The organism is Duganella sp. Root336D2 (genome assembly GCF_001425005.1).
Lineage (GTDB): Bacteria > Pseudomonadota > Gammaproteobacteria > Burkholderiales > Burkholderiaceae_D > Rugamonas.
Genome location: NZ_LMDB01000035.1, coordinates 275,377 through 294,199 on the forward strand (window position 1 = coordinate 275,377; position 18,823 = coordinate 294,199).

Below are 18,823 nucleotides of genomic sequence, written 5' to 3' on the forward strand. Positions count from 1 at the left end.
CCATTACGGATTGCGCAGGGCGACGGACGCCGTGAACAGTCGGCGCGCCAGATGGCGCATTGGCTCGGGCAAGCTGGCTTCGTCGATGTGTGCGCCTGGATCGGCGCCTGGGAACAATTCGTAGCTGCTTAGCAGGTTACCGCTTCGTGAACCGCGCTCGCCGTGCAGCAGCAAGGCAATGCGAACGCTGGCGACACGGCGCCAAAGCGATGCATCACGTGCGTTCATCGCGCTGGCAGTCAGGTAAAGGTTGGGGATGTGGTCGCGCGGGTTGTCGGTATCAACGCCATACAGGACGTGGAACGCGTCCACGCCGCGCACCACGGCATCCGAGCCCCATCCATTCTCGCCTTTGTATTTGCAACGTAGTTCGGCAATACCGTCGCTCGCTTGGGCAATGTAGAAAATGCTCCATGCCCATTCGCCGGCATCGGCCGGAAAACCGGCGCAATTGAGCATGGCACCGCCGCCCGATGCGCCCGCGATCGCCGTGGGAGCGTAGCGGATGGCAAGTACATCGCTGCCGTTGATCGCCGGCAGCGCAGCGCCCAGGCCATCCGCATTGCTTGCGACGCTTGCAGCATCGCGGCCTTCGATAGCCAGGGGCGAACCAGGCGCGGCGCCCGCCCCAGCGCCCGGTTCGCCGGGATAGCCGGCCTGGCGCAGCGACTGGCTAATGATGGCCAGGGCGAAGCGGCCACTGTCGTCGATCCGCGAATTGGCGCCGTTGTGAAGAAAGTCTCCATTGGAAGCGTGCAGCAGGGAAGCTGCCGCCAGCGCAACCAGCAAGCTAAGCGCCATGGCGATGAGGACTTCGGTCATCGCCAGTCCATGGTCGTGCGCCCTCACTGCGAGCCTCCCGCGCTTGGCGGCGGCACCGGCGGCAGCCCGGCGAGAGCGATAGGCAAGGCGATGCCAGGCGCACTCGCAAAGCTGGTGCTGGCGCCATCTGGCCGCCGGCTGCGCCAACCTATCTTGATAACGACCGGAGCATCAGCGGCACCCGAGCATGGCCACTGAAACTGCCCGCCACGCGCGGCAGCCGAGTCGCGGCAAATCACCGCACGGGCAAGCGGCAACGCAGCCATCAGATGCCGGCGGAACTCGTTCAGGTCAGAGCGTACGACGGCGCCTGAATCACATGGAGCATCCGCACAGGCGGGCAAAGCATCAGGCGCTCCGGCAAGCGCTGCATCAAATTCAAACCCCAGGTAGGCAGAGGACTGCGCGGCGTTAGCGCGCATGCGGTCAGCAAGCGTGGCGGCGGCCTGCAGGGCTTCGGTCTGCAATGCCGATTCCTGTCGAGTGCGCATGGCGTGAGCCTGCATTGCCAGCGCTCCGACCAGCCCTACGGCCAGCAACAGCAAGGCAACCAGCACTTCCACCATGGTAAAACCCGCAACTGGACGACGCATGGCGCAGCCCTCCCCTGCTGATCACATTAGTCAGCAGAGGACTCGCGGGTTTGAGGAATATCAAGCCTTGGTAGAGAGCTCTTGACCGTCGCCAACTTCTTCGATCGCGTCCTGGAATTCGGCCAGGTCTTCGAAGTTTTTGTAGACGGAAGCGAAGCGGATGTAGGCCACTTTATCGAGGCGCTTGAGCTCAGCCATCACCAGCTCGCCAACGAAGACGGAATCGACTTCGCGCTGGCCGCTGGTGAGCAGTTTTTCTTCGATGGAGGAAACCGCCTTGTCGACGGACTCGGCAGCAACAGGGCGTTTGCGCAAGGCCAGCATCAGGCTGGCGCGCAGCTTATCGGCCGAATACTCGGTGCGGCTGCCGTTTTTCTTGACCACATAGGGCATAGTCAACTCGATCCGCTCCCATGTGGTGAAGCGCTTATCGCAATTCACGCAGCGCCGGCGCCGCTTGATGGCGTCCCCTTCCTCCGACACGCGGGTGTCGAGGACTTGGATATCATCGTGCTGGCAGAACGGGCATTTCATGGATGTGGCGTCTCTTATTATGTAATGAAAAAGCGCCGGACCTTACGATCCGGCGCCTCGATAGTACCAACCGGGTGCTTAGGCGTAAACAGGGAATTTATCAGCCAGCACCTTCACAGCGGCTTTCACGCGCTCGATGGTTGCTGCGTCGTGCGGGTTATCCAGCACGTCGGCGATCAGGTTGCCCACTTCTTCCGCTTCCGCTTCCTTGAAACCGCGGGTGGTGAAAGCTGGCGAACCGAGACGAATGCCGGAAGTCACGAATGGCTTCTGTGGATCGTTAGGGATGCCGTTCTTGTTGCAGGTCATGTGAGCTTGGCCAAGGATCGCTTCCGCTTCCTTGCCGGTCAGGTTCTTGGCGCGCAGGTCGACCAGGAACACGTGCGATTCGGTGCCGCCGGACACGATGCGCAGGCCGCGCTTGATCAGGGTCTTGGCCAGCACGTCGGCGTTCTTCACCACTTGCTGCTGGTAAGCCTTGAATTCCGGGGTCAGCGCTTCCTTGAAGGCCACTGCCTTGCCAGCGATCACGTGCATCAGCGGACCGCCCTGGATGCCAGGGAAGATCGCGGAGTTGATGATCTTTTCGTGTTCGGCTTTCATCAGGATGATGCCGCCACGTGGGCCGCGCAGGGACTTGTGGGTAGTCGAAGTCACGAAGTCAGCGTGCGGCACCGGGTTCGGGTACAGGCCAGCGGCGATCAGCCCGGCGTAGTGAGCCATGTCGACCATGAAGTAGGCGCCAACGGCCTTGGCTACTTTAGCGAAACGCTCGAAGTCGATCTTCTTGGAGAAGGCCGAAGCGCCGGCGATGATCAGCTTAGGCTTGTGTTCTTTCGCCAGGGCTTCCATTGCGTCGTAGTCGATATCTTCTTCAGCGGTCAGGCCGTAGGAAACAACGTTGAACCATTTGCCGGACATGTTCAGCGCCATGCCGTGGGTCAGGTGGCCGCCTTCTGCCAGCGACATGCCCATGATGGTGTCGCCTGGTTTCAGGACAGCGAAGAACACGCCCTGGTTAGCCTGGGAACCGGAGTTAGGCTGCACGTTGGCCGCTTCAGCGCCGAACAGCTGCTTCACGCGGTCGATGGCCAGTTGCTCGACGACGTCCACGTACTCGCAGCCACCGTAGTAGCGCTTGCCTGGGTAGCCTTCGGCATATTTGTTGGTGAGCTGGGAGCCCTGGGCTTCCATTACGGCTGGCGAAGTGTAGTTCTCGGAGGCGATCAGCTCGATGTGGTCGTGCTGGCGCTTGTTCTCGTTCTGGATAGCGGCAAACAGCTCCGCGTCAACGTTGGCGAGGGTGTGATCTTTTGCGAACATGAAATTACTCCAGTTTTTAAGGCAGATTGGATCGAATCGGGAGCCAAAAAATGACAGGGCAGCCGAAACGCACGTTTCCATCGTGGCTGCCCAGGCGAACGGCTGATTGATGTATCTCACGTTCCCCGGTGGTTGCCCACCTCTCACCAGCAGCGCAAGCGCCAGCTAGTTTTTCGCCAGTTACGTGAGACCGTAATGGAGTCAGGATTGTATGTTAAGTGGCAAATAACGGCAACGGTTGTGCCGGTTTCGCCGAAATCCGGCGAAATCCGGTGCCAGGTCTGTCATTTGGACATGGACGCACGACCTTTGACTTTGCGCAATTCGCGAATTTGCTCGTTTTCCCGTATTGAGAAAGCTCAGACGTTAGCGCTAGCTGTCCGAATGACAGACCTGGCACCGAATTTCGCTGGTTTACCGGTTTGGCGTTAGAATCCCCAAAGTTAATAATGGGAGTTCGACCATGATCGTGTTAGTTACCGGTTCAACCGCTGGTTTTGGCGCCGCGATGGCGCGTGTTTTCGTCAAGAACGGCCACAAGGTGATCGCCGCTGGCCGCCGTGCCGAGCGCCTGGAAGCCCTGGCCAGCGAATTGGGTCCGAACTTATTGCCAGTTAAGCTGGACGTGACCGATAAGGCTGCGATCCATGCCGCAATGGCCTCCCTGCCCGCTGATTGGAAGGAAATCGACGTCCTTATTAATAATGCGGGCCTGGCCCTCGGCATCAAAGGTGCCCACGAAGCGGATCTGGAAGACTGGGAAACCATGATCGCCACCAACTGCACCGGCTTGGTCACCATCACCCGCGCCTTGCTCCCTGGCATGGTCGAGCGTGGCCGCGGCACCATCATCAACCTGGGCTCGGTGGCCGGCGCCTATCCTTACCCGGGCGGCAATGTCTACGGCGCCACCAAGGCGTTCGTCGAACAGTTCACGCTTAACCTGCGTGCCGACCTGATCGGTACCGGTGTGCGCGCTACCAATATCGCGCCTGGCCTGTGCGGTGGCACCGAATTCTCCAACGTGCGCCTGAAAGACGATGCGGCAGCGGCCAAAGTCTACGAGGGCACCGCCCCGCTGACCGCGGAAGATATCGCCGACACGGCTTTCTGGATTGCAACATTGCCGCAACACATTAATGTAAATTCCATCGAACTGATGCCAACCTGTCAAGGATTCTCTCCATTCGCGATCAAACGCGGCTAAAATGCCGCCGCATATAAGGGAAAACCGTAAGCAATTGTTACCAGATTGTGCAAAATACGATACCGCTGATTCATTTGGCGTAAAATGTTGCCGATTCTCACTTAGTAGCTCTTCTATCTATGTCGTCTGAGTTCACCTGGGAGGTCCGCGTCTATTACGAAGACACGGATGCCGGCGGAATTGTCTATTACGCGAACTATTTGAAGTTCTTCGAGCGCGCGCGCACCGAGTGGTTGCGCTCCCTCGGAGTTAACCAGGACAGCCTCCTGCGCGAACACGACGCCATGTTTGTTGTCAAAAATGTCAGTGCGGACTACCACGCGCCGGCACGACTGGACGATGTAATAAAATTGACGCTTCGTATTGATAAACTGGGCCGCGCTTCGATCCAGTTTGTACAGGAGGCGTGGTGCGGCGACCGCCTTTTAAATACTGCCCACGTTAAAGTTGGCTGTGTCGACTCGGCCCTGCGCCCTCGCGCCGTGCCGGATGCCGTTGCGGCCCGCATGCGCGCATAATAATTAGATTGAGAAACAATGAACGTCACCCAAGACCTTTCCTTCATCGCCCTCATCACCAACGCACACCTGATCGTTCAGTTGATCATGGCGCTGCTGCTTGCGGTTTCCGTTATCAGCTGGACCTACATTTTCAAGAAGCTGTTTGATGTGCGCAGTGCGCGCAATCAGACCGTCGAATTCGAAAAGACTTTCTGGGCAGGAGGCAACCTGCACGCCCTGCACGCCAGCGCTGGCAGCAACCGCGCCAGCAGCGGCGCCCTGGCCCGCATTTTCGAAGCCGGCATGGGTGAGTACATCAAGGGCAAGCAAGCTGCTGCCAGCAGCCGCGACATGAATATGGGCGACGTGCTGGATGGCGCCCGCCGCGCCATGCGCGCTGCTTTCCAGCGCGAGATGGATGCGCTGGAAGCGCACCTGGCCTTCCTGGCTTCGGTCGGTTCCGTCTCCCCTTACATCGGCCTGCTCGGTACCGTGTGGGGCATCATGAACGCCTTCCGCGGCCTGGCCAATGTGCAGCAGGCGACGCTGTCGGCTGTGGCGCCCGGTATTGCCGAAGCGCTGATCGCGACAGCTATCGGCCTGTTCGCTGCAATTCCGGCCGTGGTGGCGTACAACCGCTTCTCGCACGACATTGACCGTCTGGCGATCCGCTTCGAGAGCTTCGTTGAAGAGTTCTCGAACATCCTGCAGCGCCAGTCCCGTTAAAAGGCAAAACAGAAGATGGCATCCTCCTTCTCAAGTGGCCTGCGCGGCAGCCGCGGCGGCCGCAAACTGAAGTCCGAGATCAACGTCGTGCCTTACATCGACGTGATGCTCTGCCTGCTGATCATCTTCATGGTGATGCCGACTTCGAACAACCCGCAGTCGATCGACCTGCCGCACGCTGAAAAAGCGTCGCGTCCGCCGGATGCCTACATCCAGGTGCAGGTGAAGCCGAACGGCTCGCTGATGATCGGCATCGCCGGCAAATCTGCCGATGCGCCGGAAACCGAACCGAACCGCGAAGCCCTGGTGCGCAAGCTGCGCGCCTTGCACGAACAATATCCTGAGTACCCGGTGCTGATCGCCGGCGACAAGGAAAGCAAGTATGACGACGTGATCACACTGATTTCCGAAGCGAAGAAGTTGGGGATTAACCGCGTTGGCTTGGCAACGAAGTAAGGCATGGCAATGACGATGGCAGATGCAGGCGGACCGTACCGTGTGCCGAAGCGGCACGGCGGCACGCGCGCGTTTGCGCTCGCCGCGGTGATGCACGGCGTACTGTTTGCGTTCCTATGGGTTGGCATTCGATGGAACAATGACCCGGTCGGCGTTGATGCCGAGATCTGGGACATGACCACGCAGATGGCCGCACCGCAGGCGCCGCAACCGGAGCCGCAGCCAGAGCCTGAACCGGAACCGCCTGCGCGCACGCCGGAGCCACCTCCTCCTCCACCGGAAGTGGTGAAGCCAGTGCAACCGGATCCGGAAATCGCGCTGCAGAAGAAGAAAGAAAAAGAAAAGAAAGAAGCGGAAGAGAGGAAGCTGGTTGAGGCGAGGAAAAAACTCGAAGAAGAGAAAAAGCGCCTGGCCGACCTCGAGAAACAGGACAAGCTGAAGAAGCAGGAAGATGATAAAGCCAAAAAACTGGCGGAACTGAAAGAGAAGGAAAAGCTCGCCAAAGCCCGTGCCGCGGAAATGCAGCGCATCATGGGTTCGGCAGCTGCAGGCTCCACCGGAACTGCTGCACGTTCGACCGCGCCTAACCTGGACAAGGGCTACGTCTCGAAGCTGCGCACCAAGATCATGGGCCGCATCGATTATCCTGGCGCCAAGCAGGATATCGAAGCAAGGTTCATGGTCAGCCAGCTTCCTAGCGGCGAAGTCATGTCTGTTAAGAAAACAAAGAGCAGCGGCGTAGCTGCGTATGACACTGCGGTGGAGAATGCGATTTATAAGGCCTCGCCCCTGCCCAAGCGTGACGACGGCACGGTGGCGCGCGAGCTTGAACTCGTGTTCAATTTGAAGGACGTACCTTGATGAACAAAGCTAAATTGATGTTCGTAGTTGCCGGCACAGCGTTTGCGCTGTCGGCACAAGCGCAGTTGCGCGTCGAAATTTCCGGCGTTGGCAGCAACCAGATCCCGGTCGCCATCGGCCCATGCGCCGGCGAAGCCTCAGCCCCGGCCCAGATCTCGGAAATCGTCAAAGCCGACCTGACCCGCAGCGGCATGTTCAAGATCATTGACGCCACGCCGACCACCAACCTGATGCAGACTGAAGCGACCAGCTGGAAGGCGCGCGGCGCCGACGCGCTGGTAGCCTGCTCCGTGCAGCAGCTCGGCAACGGCCAGTTCGAAGTGCAGTACCGACTGATGTCGACGGTGCAGGGCAATGACCTGTCCGGCTTCCGCGCCCCGATGCCGAACCAGTACGGCCGCCTGGCAGCGCACAAGATCTCCGACGACGTGTATGAAAAGCTGACCGGCATCAAAGGCGTGTTCTCGACCCGCATCGCCTACGTGGTGCAGCAAGGCCGCCAGTACCGCCTCGAAGTGGCCGATGCCGACGGCGAAAACGTGATCCCTGCCCTGACTTCGACCGAGCCAATCATTTCGCCATCCTGGTCGCCGGACGGCACCAAGGTCGCCTACGTCTCGTTCGAGCAGCGCAAGCCGGTGGTCTATGTGCAGAACCTGGTGACCCGCCAGCGCACCGTCGTGGCCAATGAAAAGGGCAACAACTCCGCACCGGCCTGGTCGCCGGACGGCAAGCGCCTGGCCGTGGCCCTGTCCAAGACCGGCAACACGCAGATCTTTATTGTCAACGCCGACGGCAGCGGTATCCGCCGCCTGACCAATGGCAGCACCATCGACACCGAACCGCAATTCAGCGCCGACGGCCAGTCCGTCTTCTTTACCAGCGACCGCAGCGGCGGCCCGCAGATTTATCGCATGAGCGTCAACGGCGGCGAAGCCCAGCGCGTGACGTTCGGCAGCTCGTACAATATCAGCCCGCGCATTTCCGCTGACGGCAAGACGCTGGCTTATATTTCGCGGCGCGATGGCGGCGCCTTCCAGTTGTTCGTACTGGACCTGGAATCCCGCCAAGAGCAACGCCTGTCCGATACCACCAGCGACGATTCGCCAAGCTTCGCTCCGAATGGCAAGTACATCCTGTACGCCACTCAGAACGGCGGCCGCCGCTCGCTGGCGGTGGCATCGACAGACGGCCGGGTTAAGCAGCGCCTGAGTATTCAGGCGGGCAATATCAAGGAACCCACTTGGGGCCCTTTCATGAAGTGAAGAAGTAAAAGAAGTAAACGAGAAGTAGCACCTTTAACGACCAGGAGAAATAAAAATGCGTAACGTAAAACACGTAGCCTTCATCATCGGTACCGCCGCCCTGCTGGCAGCTTGCTCCACCCCACCAGCTCCACAGAAGCCAGTTGAAGTGGTTGAGAAGCCAGCCGAGCCAGTCAAGCAAGCTGACACCCGCGCAGTTGAGCCAGTCAAAGCAGAAGTTGACGAACTGGACATCCCAGGCGGCAAGCTGGCCAACCGTTCCGTGTACTTCGACTTCGACAGCTACGTTGTTAAAGCAGAAGGCCAGGACGTGGTGCAGAACCACGCTGCCTACCTGGGCAAAAACCAGCGCGCTATCCTGATCCAGGGTAACACCGACGAACGCGGCGGCTCCGAGTACAACCTGGCCCTGGGCCAGAAGCGTGCTGAAGCTGTGCGCAAGTCGATGGCAGCCCTGGGCGTGCCAGAAGGCCGCATGGAAGCCGTGTCCCTGGGCGAAGAAAAGCCTAAGGCTGAAGGCCACAACGAAGAAGCATGGTCGCAGAACCGCCGTGCTGACATCGTTTACAAAGCTAAGTAATTCGCTAGCTTAACAATGCCGCACAAGGGGCAGCGCGCAGTTTATACTGCGCCCTGCCCCGTTTCTTTTTTTGTGCAAGGAAGAAAAAATGAATTTCACTAAGTCTGCCCTGATGGCAGCCCTGTTCGCTGCCACCCTGCCCCTGACCGCATCCGCCGGCATCTTCGACGATGACGAAGCGCGCAAGGCCATCATGGACCTGAAGTCCAAGGTCGCCAAGCTGGAGGCGGACCTGAAAAACCTGATCGACACCAAGACCGACAAGAGCACCACGCTGGACATGATCTCGCAGCAGGACCAGTTGCGCGAAGAAGTTGCACGCCTGCGCGGCCAGACCGAAATCCTGCTGAACGAAATCCAGATCGCGCAAAAGCGCCAGAAGGACTTCTACACCGACCTCGACGCCCGCATGAAGAAGCTGGAGCCGCGCCAGGTGACCATCGACGGCCAGACCTCCTCGGTCAATATGGACGAACAGAACGCCTACGACAGCGCGATGGCGCAGTTCAAGAGCGGCGACTACAAAGGCGCAGCCAGCGCACTGGGCGACTTCGTGAAGCGCTTCGGCGCATCGGCCTATGCTCCGAACGCCCAATACTGGCTGGGTAATGCCCACTACGCCCAGGGCGACTGCAAGAACGCCATCAGCGCGCAGCAAGTCGTGGTGAAGACCTGGCCGGACAATGCCAAGGCCGCCGACGCCATGCTGAACATCGCCAGCTGCCAAACCGAGCTGAAGGCTGTCAATAATGCTAAAAAGACATTACAGGACCTGATCAAGAATTACCCGGGCACCCCTGCGGCAGCTACTGCCAAGGACCGCCTGAAATCCATCAAGTAAAAAGTGCAGGCGAGCATTTGACAGCTGGACCGCCCCAGCCTATAATCTCGCTTCTTCTTTCGACGGGTCGTTAGCTCAGTTGGTAGAGCAGCGGACTTTTAATCCGTTGGTCGCAGGTTCGAGCCCCGCACGGCCTACCATTCGAAATTAGAACCTTGGGTCGTTAGCTCAGTTGGTAGAGCAGCGGACTTTTAATCCGTTGGTCGCAGGTTCGAGCCCCGCACGGCCTACCAAGATACGCAATGAAGCCCACGAATTTCGATTCGTGGGCTTTTTTGTTTCTGGTCGCCCTCTGGTCTCGCTCAATTTGATCTCTGAGCCTTCCCAACCGCCAAACAATGAAGCGCTAACCTAGGCGTGGCAGCGATTTCCTTGATCCGCATGAGCAGTGCCGTGACATCGCGGGCTGTTTATCGGGGTAGTGTCAGCCTTAAATCAAGGGAAACCACTTCTCCCCGACGCTAGGGTTTGAGAAGCATCAACAAAGGCTGAATGAGTACATAAAAGCTGTCGCATTTCTGCGAAACCCTTCAATTTCCTTAACCACGTCAAGTCATCGGGAGTATTTTGAAAATATAAGCATCGGAATATTTCTGGAATTCTGCCGCCAGGGAGGGCTCTCAAATGAAAGCCGGTATTCTTCAGTGGTTCAAGGAATGGGAATGGTCGTTTCCGGCAGCCGCAATCTTTCTATGCGGCGCGACGACTCTGCTGGCCCAAACCAGCGATCTGGCGTTTGCCCAAAATTCAGCGGCAGTTCTGTTTGCCTACCTCACCGGAATGGCGATCATTGTCTGGGGCATTCATGCGTTCACCGGCAACCCCGAAGAACGCTCGGCATATGGCGTTAACTTTGCCTACTTCGTGATGGCGGTGTCACTGGCAGTGCTGATCTTGCCGCCAGTCATGCGAGCGGACGCCTTCGGCGGCGAGCCATTGGGCCTTGTGTCCGGATGCGTTGCAACGGAAGGTGCACACGCCACTCTTGCCTGCCCTCCTGAACAGGACGGCAAATCCAGAGCTTCAAATAATCAATGGCTGCTGAATATAGGTGGCACCTTATCCGGGCAGGCCGCAGGCTCCACGGCGGACATCGGAACCAGGGCAAACCGCGCCACGATAGCGGGCGGTATTGTCGTCCCATTGCCCTTCGTCGTTATCGCTTTGTTCGGCGGCGCCATCAGCCTTTCGCGCCGCATACCCGAACTGCAAAAGCGCGCCGAGGAATCCTACATAGCAACCCAGGATGCGCCGAAACTGACGCACGCCGAACTGCGCGAAAAGCTGCTATTCCAGATCGTTCAATATGTATCGGCACCGATGATAGCCATCGTCGCTTACCAGGCCATCAAGCCGGACAGCCAGTCATCGGCGGCTGCGCTTGCCTTCATATGCGGCTTTGGGTCGGAAACGGTGTTGCTGATGATCCGCGGCTTGGCCGACGGCTTGCGCCCGAAAGGAGCGACGCTTAGCTCGGCGCAGGACGTCGTTGCGGCCCCAGGCGAAATGGTGCTGCTGCGGATCACGGTGAATACCGAAGGACTGGATCCCGGCAGCCTGGCCATCACCGTTGACGGCAAGGCGGCGCAGGCGAATGAAGACGGGTTCCTTGAAGTTGAACTGGAAGCCGGCAAAGAGCACCTCATTATCGCCAACGCAAAACGCATGGGCCAGCTGGTTACCGATGAATTGCGCATGACGCCGCTCGTGACAGACGATGCGCGTCCATTTGCCCTTAACCCCTGAAGCGCGAGGCTGCGATGACTATTCCATTTAGCGGTGCGGGTGCACCTCTTACCCAGGCAGGCCTGGACTCTGTAGTCAAAACTGTCGGCTGCGATTTGCCATCCCTGTGGGCCGTTATGGCAGTGGAAACCAGGGGCTTTGGTTTTCTGCCGCTCACTCGCCAACCGAAGATTCTATTCGAACGCCATGTGTTTTATCGACTGACAAGCGGCGCCCACGGCAACAACGGCGACATCAGTTCTTCGAAATCCGGTGGTTACCTTGGCGGAGCGGCCGAATACGGACGTCTGGAGGCCGCTGCCAAGTTGAACCAGGAAGCGGCAATCGGAAGCGCATCATGGGGCTTAGGCCAGATCATGGGCTATCACGCGAAACGCCTCAAATACGCCAGCGCGATGGATATGGCGCAAGCATTCGGCAAGAGCGAAGACGAGCAAATTTTCGCGATGGGGAATTTCATTGCCTCCGAAAGTGCGCTGACGAAAGCACTGGTCACTGGGAATTGGCGCAAGGTAGCCTTCTACTACAACGGCTCAAACTACGCCAAGAATGAATATGATGCGAAGCTGGAATTCCATTATGAGAAGTTCAAGCAGCAAGGCTGCCCTGATGTAGAGGTGCGTGAAGCCCAAGCCCTGCTGACCTACCTGAAATACAATCCCAAGGGTATTGATGGCTTTTGGGGCGACAATTCAAAAAAAGCCCTTGCCAGCTTCCTGGTCAATGAGGGCATGCCTGCCGCAGCTGCCCCCGATGCGATTATCCTCGCGGCACTTCGTAAGAAGGCCGGCTTTTAATTCAGCCGGGGAATGCGGGCAATGACTTTGATCTCGAAGTCGAACCCCGCCAACCAGTTCACGCCGACAGCAGTCCAGTTCGGATACGGCGCAGCCGGGAAGATTTCGTCCTTGATCTTCAGGACCGTATCGAACTGCCTTGCCGGGTCCGTGTGAAAAGTCGTTACGTCAACGATGTCTTCCATCGCGCACCCGCCTGCCTCCAACGTCGCCTTCAGGTTTTCAAACGCCAGGTGTACCTGAGCCTCGAATTCAAGTTCCGGCGCGCCGTCCGGGCGGCTGCCGACCTGGCCCGACACGAACAGCAGATCCCCCGATCGGATCGCTGCCGAGTATTTATGGACAGCATAGAGTTCGTGCCGCCCGGCTGGGAAAATGGTTTCGCGCGTATTCATGGTGCATGCTCCTTTGCGTTGGTCAATGCGAGCACTATAGCCACGCCAATCATTCGGATAAACCGCAAAACGCCTGCTACACTGTTTGATAAAACCAAATTATTAGTGGGGGGGTTGCGATGGACAAGCTGGAAGGCATGCGGGCCTTCGTTCGCGTTGTTGAGGCCGGCAGCTTCACCAAGGCTGCCGAAACACTGGGCGTAAGCAAAACCACGGTCACCCAACTGGTGCAGCAGCTGGAAGCCGGCCTGCGCATCAAGCTGCTCAATAGGACGACCCGCAAAGTGAACGTGACGACGGCCGGCTCCGACTATTACGAGCGCGTCATTCGCCTGCTGGCCGAGCTGGAAGACATCGAAAACAATATACTCGGGGAATCCGCCGTGCCGCGCGGCCTGTTGCGGGTGGATGTTCCGAGCCCGTTTGCGAACATCATCTTGGTGCCGGCGCTGCCAGAATTCCACGCCCGATACCCGGAGGTCCAGCTTGATATCGGCGCCAGCGACCGCAAGGTCGACCTCATTGGCGACAATGTCGACTGCGTGGTGCGCGGTGGCGACATTGATGATGTATCGCTTGTTGCACGACGCGTCGCAGGCCTGCAGTTGGGCGTCTATGCTGCACCGTCATACCTGGCCCAGGCGGGAACTCCAACCTCCCCTGGCGACTTGCACGGAGCTGGCCACCGCATCGTCCACTACCGTTGGGCCAACGGTTTGCCGTACGCAATGGAAAAGTCCGGGGAGCGGGTCAAGATCGGTGGCCGCTATTTCCTGGCGATCGACGATGGCAATGCCTACCTCACAGCCGGGCTGGCCGGGCTTGGCGTGCTATGGCTGCCGCAGTACATGGCCAGGGAACACGTTGCCAGCGGCGCGCTGGTGCAGCTCTTCACGGACTGGCGTATCGAACCGATGCCGCTCCACATCGCCTATCCGCCGAATCGTTATGTTCGCAAACAGCTTCGCGTGTTCATTGACTGGATCATTGAACTGATGGCGCGGCACGAATTACAACGGCGTTAACCATCCGCTGTCTTTCAAAATCGCCGCAGGATTTTCAAGTTCAAGCAATTTCCGGATTGCCGCCCGCTTGTCCCGGGAGCGGTTCACATACGCTTCGGCGATCCGCATGCCGATCCAGTAGCCCGCTTCGCACGGCCAGCCTTCAGGAGCACTGCCGCAATTGACAAACCATCGCTTGAAACGCGGGCTGGCCACAGGGTTGCGCAAACTTTCGCTGTCGGCCTGAAGGAACTGGCGATCACGCTGGAACTCTTCCCATAACCACGATTCACGCTGGCGCGCCCACGCATCGCGGGCGGGCGTCGGAATTTCGCCAGTCACCAAGGTCGCCAGATAGTCTGCGACACCTTCCCTCAAAGCCTGGCTCAATAAAGGATCGGCGAGTGCCTGCGGCGTTTCGTCGCCCTGCCAGGTGTGCACCGTTTCGTGCGCAAAAAAACCACGCATCGTCGTACGGAATTGTTCGGGCGTCGTGCCCGGTGGGCAGGTCACCTCCAAGCCGATTACCTGCATGTCCGAACTGGCCGTACCTCCGGAATTCAATGCGCCGAACACGATTTCGATTGCGGGAAGTGACCGCTCGGGCAACAAGCCTGAAAAGGCCAGGTAGATCGCTTTGAGGTCGCTTCGAAGAGCCGGCAGGCGTGGCAAGCATTCCCGGATCGCATAGCGATAGGCCTCTGGGTTGGCTGCAACCTTGCGCGCCAGGCGCCCGGCGTCGACGATACGCATTGGGGTGAAGACCTTCACGCCGGGACCCGCGCGATCCAGGTATTCGCGCTGCAGGATTTCGGCCGCCGGGACGGCGTTTTCCTTCATCAGGTTCGCAAAGCGGCGGGCGTCATCGGCGCCAATATCGACCGTGAGCGGATCGACGGCGGCGGCAAATACAGCGCTGCTACACAGCGCGGCAACAGGGAAAAGTAAATGTCGGATCATCTTTTGAAGCAGGTACAAGCTGAAATATGGCGCGCAGGATAACACTTTGTCGAATTGAAAAGAAGTTTTACCAATACTGCTTTCGATATCGTGCGATGACATTTTCATTATCCGGCTTTCCAGCGGCCTGGCGTAACAGGTATGTCACAAGCGCTCTTTACCTTTGTGCGTTTCAACTATCGCACGGTAAACAACATGCAAATGCTTTCATCGCGTCGCAAGCTCCTGGCCTTGGGTATTGCACTGGCCTTGAGCGCCTGCGGCGGCGGCTCCTCCGAAGCGCCGCTGGAGATTCCTGCAGCACCAGCAGACCAGGGCGCGGCAGAAGTGGTGCCCCAGCCCACCGTCACTGCCTTTGTCGATACCATCGCCACCAACCAGCGCGGCGACGCCCGCTACGCCACGCTGTCCACCAATGCCGGCGTGCGCGTCCTCGGAGGCTTCCTCGAGATCTGGAGGCCGCTGACCGAAACAGTTGACGCCGGCGTCAGCGCGCCTGCTGCCGATGGCTTCCCGGCCGTAGTCCCCTCAACCTGGAGCGGTATACCGAACGACGGTACGCCCGACGGAAAAATAGTCAATGCCACCGTACACCTAGCGAACGTCGAATACGTCATCAAAGCCACTGCGAATCGCACACCGGAGCAAGCGCTGCTGGCCTATCTGGATGACCGGCGCGGCAAGGGCTACAGCGTGACCGACGGCATGGGCCCGCTAACCGATGCCTGGCGCAGCGCCGCCCAGCAAGTCACCAGCATTACTGGCGTTGCCAGCGATGCCACCAGCAAGCTGTATAACGACACCGGCAATAATACCGGCGTTGGCGGTAGCGCCAATGCTGACTTCGGCAGCGTGGTCGATCTGGTCAACCTGGTTGGCAATAACGCTTCGACCGAGCCGTCCAAGCGCTTCTACAAATACGCCCGTCCCTACCGCTGGAGCAGCGGGGTGCAGGTGCTGCCAACGCTGGTGCCGGCCAAGAGCAGCACCCCAGGCACCGATGGCGGATTCACCAGCGGCCACTCGGCCGAAGGCGTACGCGACGCAGTCGCCATGGCCTACGCAGTGCCGGAGCGCTTCCAGGAAATGCTAAGCCGTGGACTCGAACTGGGCGAATCGCGCATCCTGGCCGGCATGCATTCGCCACTGGACGTATTGAGCGGCCGTATCCTGGGCCAGGCCAGCGCCGTAGCAAACCTGGTGGCCCCCGTGAACGCGGCAAAAAAAACTGCTGCCCTCATCCAGGCACACGCCGCCTTGATGGCGGCCACCGGGACCAACGCCGACAACTTTGCCGCTTTCGCGCAATCCGGCAGCCTCGCCAACGACCGGTTCGCCGACTACGCGACCAACAAGGCCAATTACCTGCGTCGCCTTACTTATGGCTTCGCACCGATCGCTGCCACCAGGGCCGTTGCCGCGGTACCTAAAGGCGCCGAAGTGCTGCTGGAAACCCGCCAGCCCTACCTGAGCGACGCCCAGCGCCGGGTGGTACTGAAGACCACTGCACTGCCTTCGGGCTACCCGGTAATGGATGATGCGGAAGGCTGGGGCCGTTTGAACCTGTTTGCAGCGGCCGACGGCTATGGTGCCTTCAGCGGCAACGTGACCGTCGTCATGGATGCCGGCAAAGGCGGCTTCAACGCAGCAGACCGCTGGCGCAATGACATCAGTGGCAACGGAAAACTGGTCAAACAGGGCTCGGGCACATTGAAACTGGCCGGAGCAAATACCTGGAGCGGCGGCACCGAACTGAGCGCGGGAACACTGCAAGGCGATTCCACTGCCGCGTTCGGCACGGGCGACATGTACGTTCGTGGCGGCACGCTGGTGGTCAACGCTCCGGCTGCGCTGAAGCTGGCTGGCAAATATACCCAGCTAAGCGGTACCACCACGCTGGAACTGGACCTCGGCGGCGCGGCGCCGGGCAGCCAGGGCAGCCTGATCGTGGCATCCACCGCCACCATTGCCGGCGGCACGCTACGCGTGAAGTTCGCCAACGGCTACAAGCCCAAAGCCGGCGACGTACTGACCGTCATCACGGCAGCTAGCCTGAAGGGCAAGTTCTCCGCTATCGAGGTCGACGGCTTTGCGAACGTCACGCCAAACTACAGCGCCACAACTTTGACTCTGGCCATTGGAAGCTAAGCCGTCGGCCGGAATCGGGTAACATCGCCAGCATGCACCAACAATGCTGGCATCTTCGCCCGACCGCGCAACTGCGCCCCTTTATCGATCGCTACTGGGGTTGGGAGGGTAACCATCCCCTCCCTCCGCTGCTTCCACCCGGAACCGGTTCCGAGTGCATCTTCCATTACGGCACACCGTATCTCCTCGATGGCAGGCAGTCGCCGCGCGCAGTCATCCTCTCCCTGCGCACGCGCGCCATCGCCATCGAAGGAAATGGACCACTTGGTTTCGTCGCCGTGCGCTTTCGTGGCGGAAGCCTGCGCCATTTCTGCGGCCAATCGCTGGCGCAATTGCACGACCAGTATTGGCCGGCCCCGGCAATCTGGGGCGAAAGCACCGAGCATTTGTCCGACCGGCTAGCGCAAGCCATCGGTCCGGCCATGCGCGCTTCTGCGCTCGACCAGTTCTTCCTGGCGAGATTGGGTCAACATGAAGACCGCAGTGGACGTGGACTCGATGTCCTGCTCGACAAGCTGTATTACGCCCCCGGCACCGCCATTGAAACTTTGGCCGAGGAATCGGGCTGGACGCGCCGCCACTTCCAGCGCAAGTTCACCGACACCTACGGACTCGGTCCCAAACAGTTTGCGCGGATCGCCCGCCTTGGCCATACACTGCGCATGCTGGCGCTCTCCCCCGGCATGCCCGCACTCGATGCCGCCATGCGCATGGGCTACTTCGACCAGCCGCACTTTATCCACGAAACGCGCGCCCTGACTGGCCACACGCCGCAGGCGATCATCGCGGGCATGCGCGGAAAGTCCCATTTCTACAATCCGCCATCGAGGCCGATTGCGTAAGCTGGGGCACCATACTTTTTACGGAGCCGTCATGTATCTGCTTGCCACGCTGGAAGCCAACCCTCAGTCCCGCGCCGACCTGCTTGCCGCATTGGATCAGCTCGTGGCATATTCACGTACCGAGCCCGGAACACTGCAGTACGAAGTGCTGACGGACTTTCAAAACGAAAACCGGATCATCGTATTCGAACGCTACGCCGATGCAGCCGCCATGCAGGCGCACCTGGAAAGCGCGCCCTTGCAGGCCCTGGTCGCCAACTTCGGGCACTATCTAAGCGTGCCGCCCTCGCTGGTGCGCATGGCCCGGTTCAATGGTTTCCTGCGCGAGGGCGGCAACGACCATTAATACCTGCAAGAACCGTCCCCGCAAGCATAGCATCGCAAAAAATCCCGTGGCCCGCCGGGCACTAAGGCTGCGGGCCAAGGTACTGTTTCACGAGCGTGTCGTATGTACCGTTGGCACGGAGGTTTTTCAAGCCGGCGTTGAATGCATCGCGCACACGGACATCGCGAAACACTGCCCTGCGCGGGCTTTCGGGGAAAATCCTGTGGAAGGACACCGCCTGCCCTGCATTGATTTGCGGTTCGAGCTTTTCGGAAAAATAGCGGAAGATCATGCGGTCGCCAATCACAACGTCTACCCTGCCGGTGAAAAGAAGCTTGTTCTGTGTGATCTGGGCCGGCACCTCCCTGTAGTCCGAATGGCCGCTGGCAACCAGGCCAAAGCGGTCCCCCAGCACCATACTGGCATTTTGGAATGCCGCCACCGAATAATTGGCCAAATCCTCAATCTGCTGGATCTTCAGATTGCGGCGGGTGAGTGTGGTCGCGACGTTCTGGTAGACGATGTAATTGTCTGTGAAGTAGTCCTGGCCGCCAATTCCCTCGCTGATAGACAGCAACCCATCAAGTTGGCCTGCGCGCAGCATCGCCAGCGCCCGGGTTTGTGGAAGCATATGTCCAACCAGCCTGTAGCCGCCGGCAGCCAACGATTGCCTGGCGATGTCATAGTCGAGCCCCGCCTTGCCCGACTCCATGACATAAGGCGGCTTTGGCAAACCCATACCGACGTGGACCTCCGGCATGGCCGCTTCCTGCGCCCTGGCGGCACAGCTTATGGCCAGGGCCAGCCAAAGCCAGGTTTGCGCCCGGACTTCCAATGCATACCTGAGCCACATACTGTCCTCCGGCTACTACCATGCTTCTTACACGATATACCAAGC

Annotated in this window: 21 protein-coding genes, 2 tRNA genes and 1 riboswitch; of the genes, 16 read left to right on the forward strand and 7 right to left on the reverse strand. The window is 59.4% G+C overall.

Annotated elements, in window-relative coordinates; translation table 11 throughout:
* Window positions 1-3: 3 nt before the first annotated feature.
* From ASD07_RS21810 to glyA, 4 genes are all read right to left on the reverse strand, one after another.
* On the reverse strand, window positions 4-849 hold the full coding sequence (locus ASD07_RS21810) for a PilW family protein (RefSeq protein WP_156398131.1): 846 nt from the start codon (window positions 847-849) through the stop codon (window positions 4-6).
* Window positions 846-1,415 carry a type IV pilus modification protein PilV gene (pilV, locus tag ASD07_RS21815; protein ID WP_082507498.1) on the reverse strand — a complete coding sequence of 190 codons (570 nt, stop codon included), beginning with the start codon at window positions 1,413-1,415 and terminating at the stop codon, window positions 846-848. The genes ASD07_RS21810 and pilV overlap by 4 nt, the downstream gene beginning before the upstream one ends.
* A gap of 60 nt (window positions 1,416-1,475) precedes the next feature.
* Window positions 1,476-1,949 carry a transcriptional regulator NrdR gene (nrdR, locus tag ASD07_RS21820; protein ID WP_055935119.1) on the reverse strand — a complete coding sequence of 158 codons (474 nt, stop codon included), beginning with the start codon at window positions 1,947-1,949 and terminating at the stop codon, window positions 1,476-1,478.
* Window positions 1,950-2,027: 78 nt separating this feature from the next.
* Window positions 2,028-3,272, reverse strand: a complete 1,245-nt coding sequence (gene glyA, locus ASD07_RS21825; RefSeq protein ID WP_055935124.1) for a serine hydroxymethyltransferase — start codon at window positions 3,270-3,272, stop codon at window positions 2,028-2,030.
* Window positions 3,273-3,353: 81 nt separating this feature from the next.
* Window positions 3,354-3,466: riboswitch (ZMP/ZTP riboswitch) on the reverse strand.
* Between the two features lie 269 nt (window positions 3,467-3,735).
* Between glyA and ASD07_RS21830 the strand changes: the two genes are divergently transcribed.
* The 12 genes from ASD07_RS21830 (at window position 3,736) to ASD07_RS21885 (ending at window position 12,251) form a co-directional block, all read left to right on the forward strand.
* The gene (locus ASD07_RS21830) at window positions 3,736-4,479 is read left to right on the forward strand and encodes an SDR family NAD(P)-dependent oxidoreductase (RefSeq protein WP_055935126.1); all 744 of its coding nucleotides are present in this window, start codon (window positions 3,736-3,738) and stop codon (window positions 4,477-4,479) included.
* A 119-nt stretch (window positions 4,480-4,598) separates the two neighbouring features.
* On the forward strand, window positions 4,599-4,997 hold the full coding sequence (gene ybgC / locus ASD07_RS21835) for a tol-pal system-associated acyl-CoA thioesterase (RefSeq protein WP_055935129.1): 399 nt from the start codon (window positions 4,599-4,601) through the stop codon (window positions 4,995-4,997).
* Between the two features lie 18 nt (window positions 4,998-5,015).
* Window positions 5,016-5,705, forward strand: a complete 690-nt coding sequence (gene tolQ / locus ASD07_RS21840) for a protein TolQ (protein WP_055935132.1) — start codon at window positions 5,016-5,018, stop codon at window positions 5,703-5,705.
* Between the two features lie 15 nt (window positions 5,706-5,720).
* Window positions 5,721-6,161, forward strand: coding sequence for an ExbD/TolR family protein (locus tag ASD07_RS21845; protein WP_055935135.1), 441 nt, complete (start codon window positions 5,721-5,723; stop codon window positions 6,159-6,161).
* Window positions 6,162-6,170: 9 nt separating this feature from the next.
* Window positions 6,171-7,022, forward strand: coding sequence for a cell envelope integrity protein TolA (locus tag ASD07_RS21850; RefSeq protein ID WP_082507511.1), 852 nt, complete (start codon window positions 6,171-6,173; stop codon window positions 7,020-7,022).
* On the forward strand, window positions 7,022-8,287 hold the full coding sequence (tolB, locus tag ASD07_RS21855; protein ID WP_055935140.1) for a Tol-Pal system beta propeller repeat protein TolB: 1,266 nt from the start codon (window positions 7,022-7,024) through the stop codon (window positions 8,285-8,287). The genes ASD07_RS21850 and tolB overlap by 1 nt, the downstream gene beginning before the upstream one ends.
* A 55-nt stretch (window positions 8,288-8,342) precedes the next feature.
* The gene (gene pal, locus ASD07_RS21860) at window positions 8,343-8,867 is read left to right on the forward strand and encodes a peptidoglycan-associated lipoprotein Pal (protein ID WP_055935143.1); all 525 of its coding nucleotides are present in this window, start codon (window positions 8,343-8,345) and stop codon (window positions 8,865-8,867) included.
* 88 nt (window positions 8,868-8,955) lie between these two features.
* Window positions 8,956-9,708 (forward strand): tol-pal system protein YbgF, encoded by a 753-nt coding sequence (gene ybgF / locus ASD07_RS21865; RefSeq protein WP_055935145.1) that lies wholly within the window; start codon window positions 8,956-8,958, stop codon window positions 9,706-9,708.
* Between the two features lie 64 nt (window positions 9,709-9,772).
* Window positions 9,773-9,848 (forward strand) — tRNA-Lys (locus ASD07_RS21870).
* Window positions 9,849-9,865: 17 nt separating this feature from the next.
* Window positions 9,866-9,941, forward strand: a tRNA-Lys gene (locus ASD07_RS21875).
* Window positions 9,942-10,332: 391 nt separating this feature from the next.
* A complete protein-coding gene (locus ASD07_RS21880; protein WP_055935148.1) occupies window positions 10,333-11,454 on the forward strand; it encodes a hypothetical protein in 1,122 nt (373 codons plus the stop codon).
* A 14-nt stretch (window positions 11,455-11,468) separates the two neighbouring features.
* Window positions 11,469-12,251 (forward strand): N-acetylmuramidase domain-containing protein, encoded by a 783-nt coding sequence (locus ASD07_RS21885; protein ID WP_082507499.1) that lies wholly within the window; start codon window positions 11,469-11,471, stop codon window positions 12,249-12,251.
* Here the strand turns inward: ASD07_RS21885 and ASD07_RS21890 are convergent.
* Entirely contained in the window at window positions 12,248-12,646 is a 399-nt protein-coding gene (locus ASD07_RS21890) for a RidA family protein (protein ID WP_055935153.1), read from the reverse strand. The genes ASD07_RS21885 and ASD07_RS21890 overlap by 4 nt on opposite strands.
* Window positions 12,647-12,765: 119 nt before the next feature.
* Here ASD07_RS21890 and ASD07_RS21895 point away from each other — a divergent pair, with 119 nt between their 5' ends.
* Complete coding sequence (locus ASD07_RS21895) at window positions 12,766-13,671, forward strand: LysR family transcriptional regulator (protein WP_055935156.1); 906 nt, start codon at window positions 12,766-12,768, stop codon at window positions 13,669-13,671.
* On the opposite strand, the gene ASD07_RS21900 is transcribed toward ASD07_RS21895, so the two are convergent.
* On the reverse strand, window positions 13,657-14,712 hold the full coding sequence (locus ASD07_RS21900; RefSeq protein ID WP_156398132.1) for a hypothetical protein: 1,056 nt from the start codon (window positions 14,710-14,712) through the stop codon (window positions 13,657-13,659). The two genes, ASD07_RS21895 and ASD07_RS21900, sit on opposite strands and share 15 nt — an antisense overlap.
* A 93-nt stretch (window positions 14,713-14,805) precedes the next feature.
* Between ASD07_RS21900 and ASD07_RS21905 the strand changes: the two genes are divergently transcribed.
* Genes ASD07_RS21905 through ASD07_RS21920 form a run of 3 tightly spaced genes read left to right on the forward strand, consistent with a single transcriptional unit; the run spans window position 14,806 to window position 17,946 of the window.
* Complete coding sequence (locus tag ASD07_RS21905) at window positions 14,806-16,758, forward strand: phosphatase PAP2 family protein (protein ID WP_055935404.1); 1,953 nt, start codon at window positions 14,806-14,808, stop codon at window positions 16,756-16,758.
* Between the two features lie 32 nt (window positions 16,759-16,790).
* Window positions 16,791-17,600, forward strand: coding sequence for a helix-turn-helix domain-containing protein (locus ASD07_RS21915; protein ID WP_082507500.1), 810 nt, complete (start codon window positions 16,791-16,793; stop codon window positions 17,598-17,600).
* Between the two features lie 31 nt (window positions 17,601-17,631).
* Window positions 17,632-17,946 carry a putative quinol monooxygenase gene (locus ASD07_RS21920; RefSeq protein WP_055935168.1) on the forward strand — a complete coding sequence of 105 codons (315 nt, stop codon included), beginning with the start codon at window positions 17,632-17,634 and terminating at the stop codon, window positions 17,944-17,946.
* Window positions 17,947-18,007: 61 nt separating this feature from the next.
* Here ASD07_RS21920 and ASD07_RS21925 read toward each other — a convergent pair whose 3' ends face one another.
* Entirely contained in the window at window positions 18,008-18,778 is a 771-nt protein-coding gene (locus ASD07_RS21925) for an ABC transporter substrate-binding protein (protein WP_055935171.1), read from the reverse strand.
* Window positions 18,779-18,823: the final 45 nt, after the last annotated feature.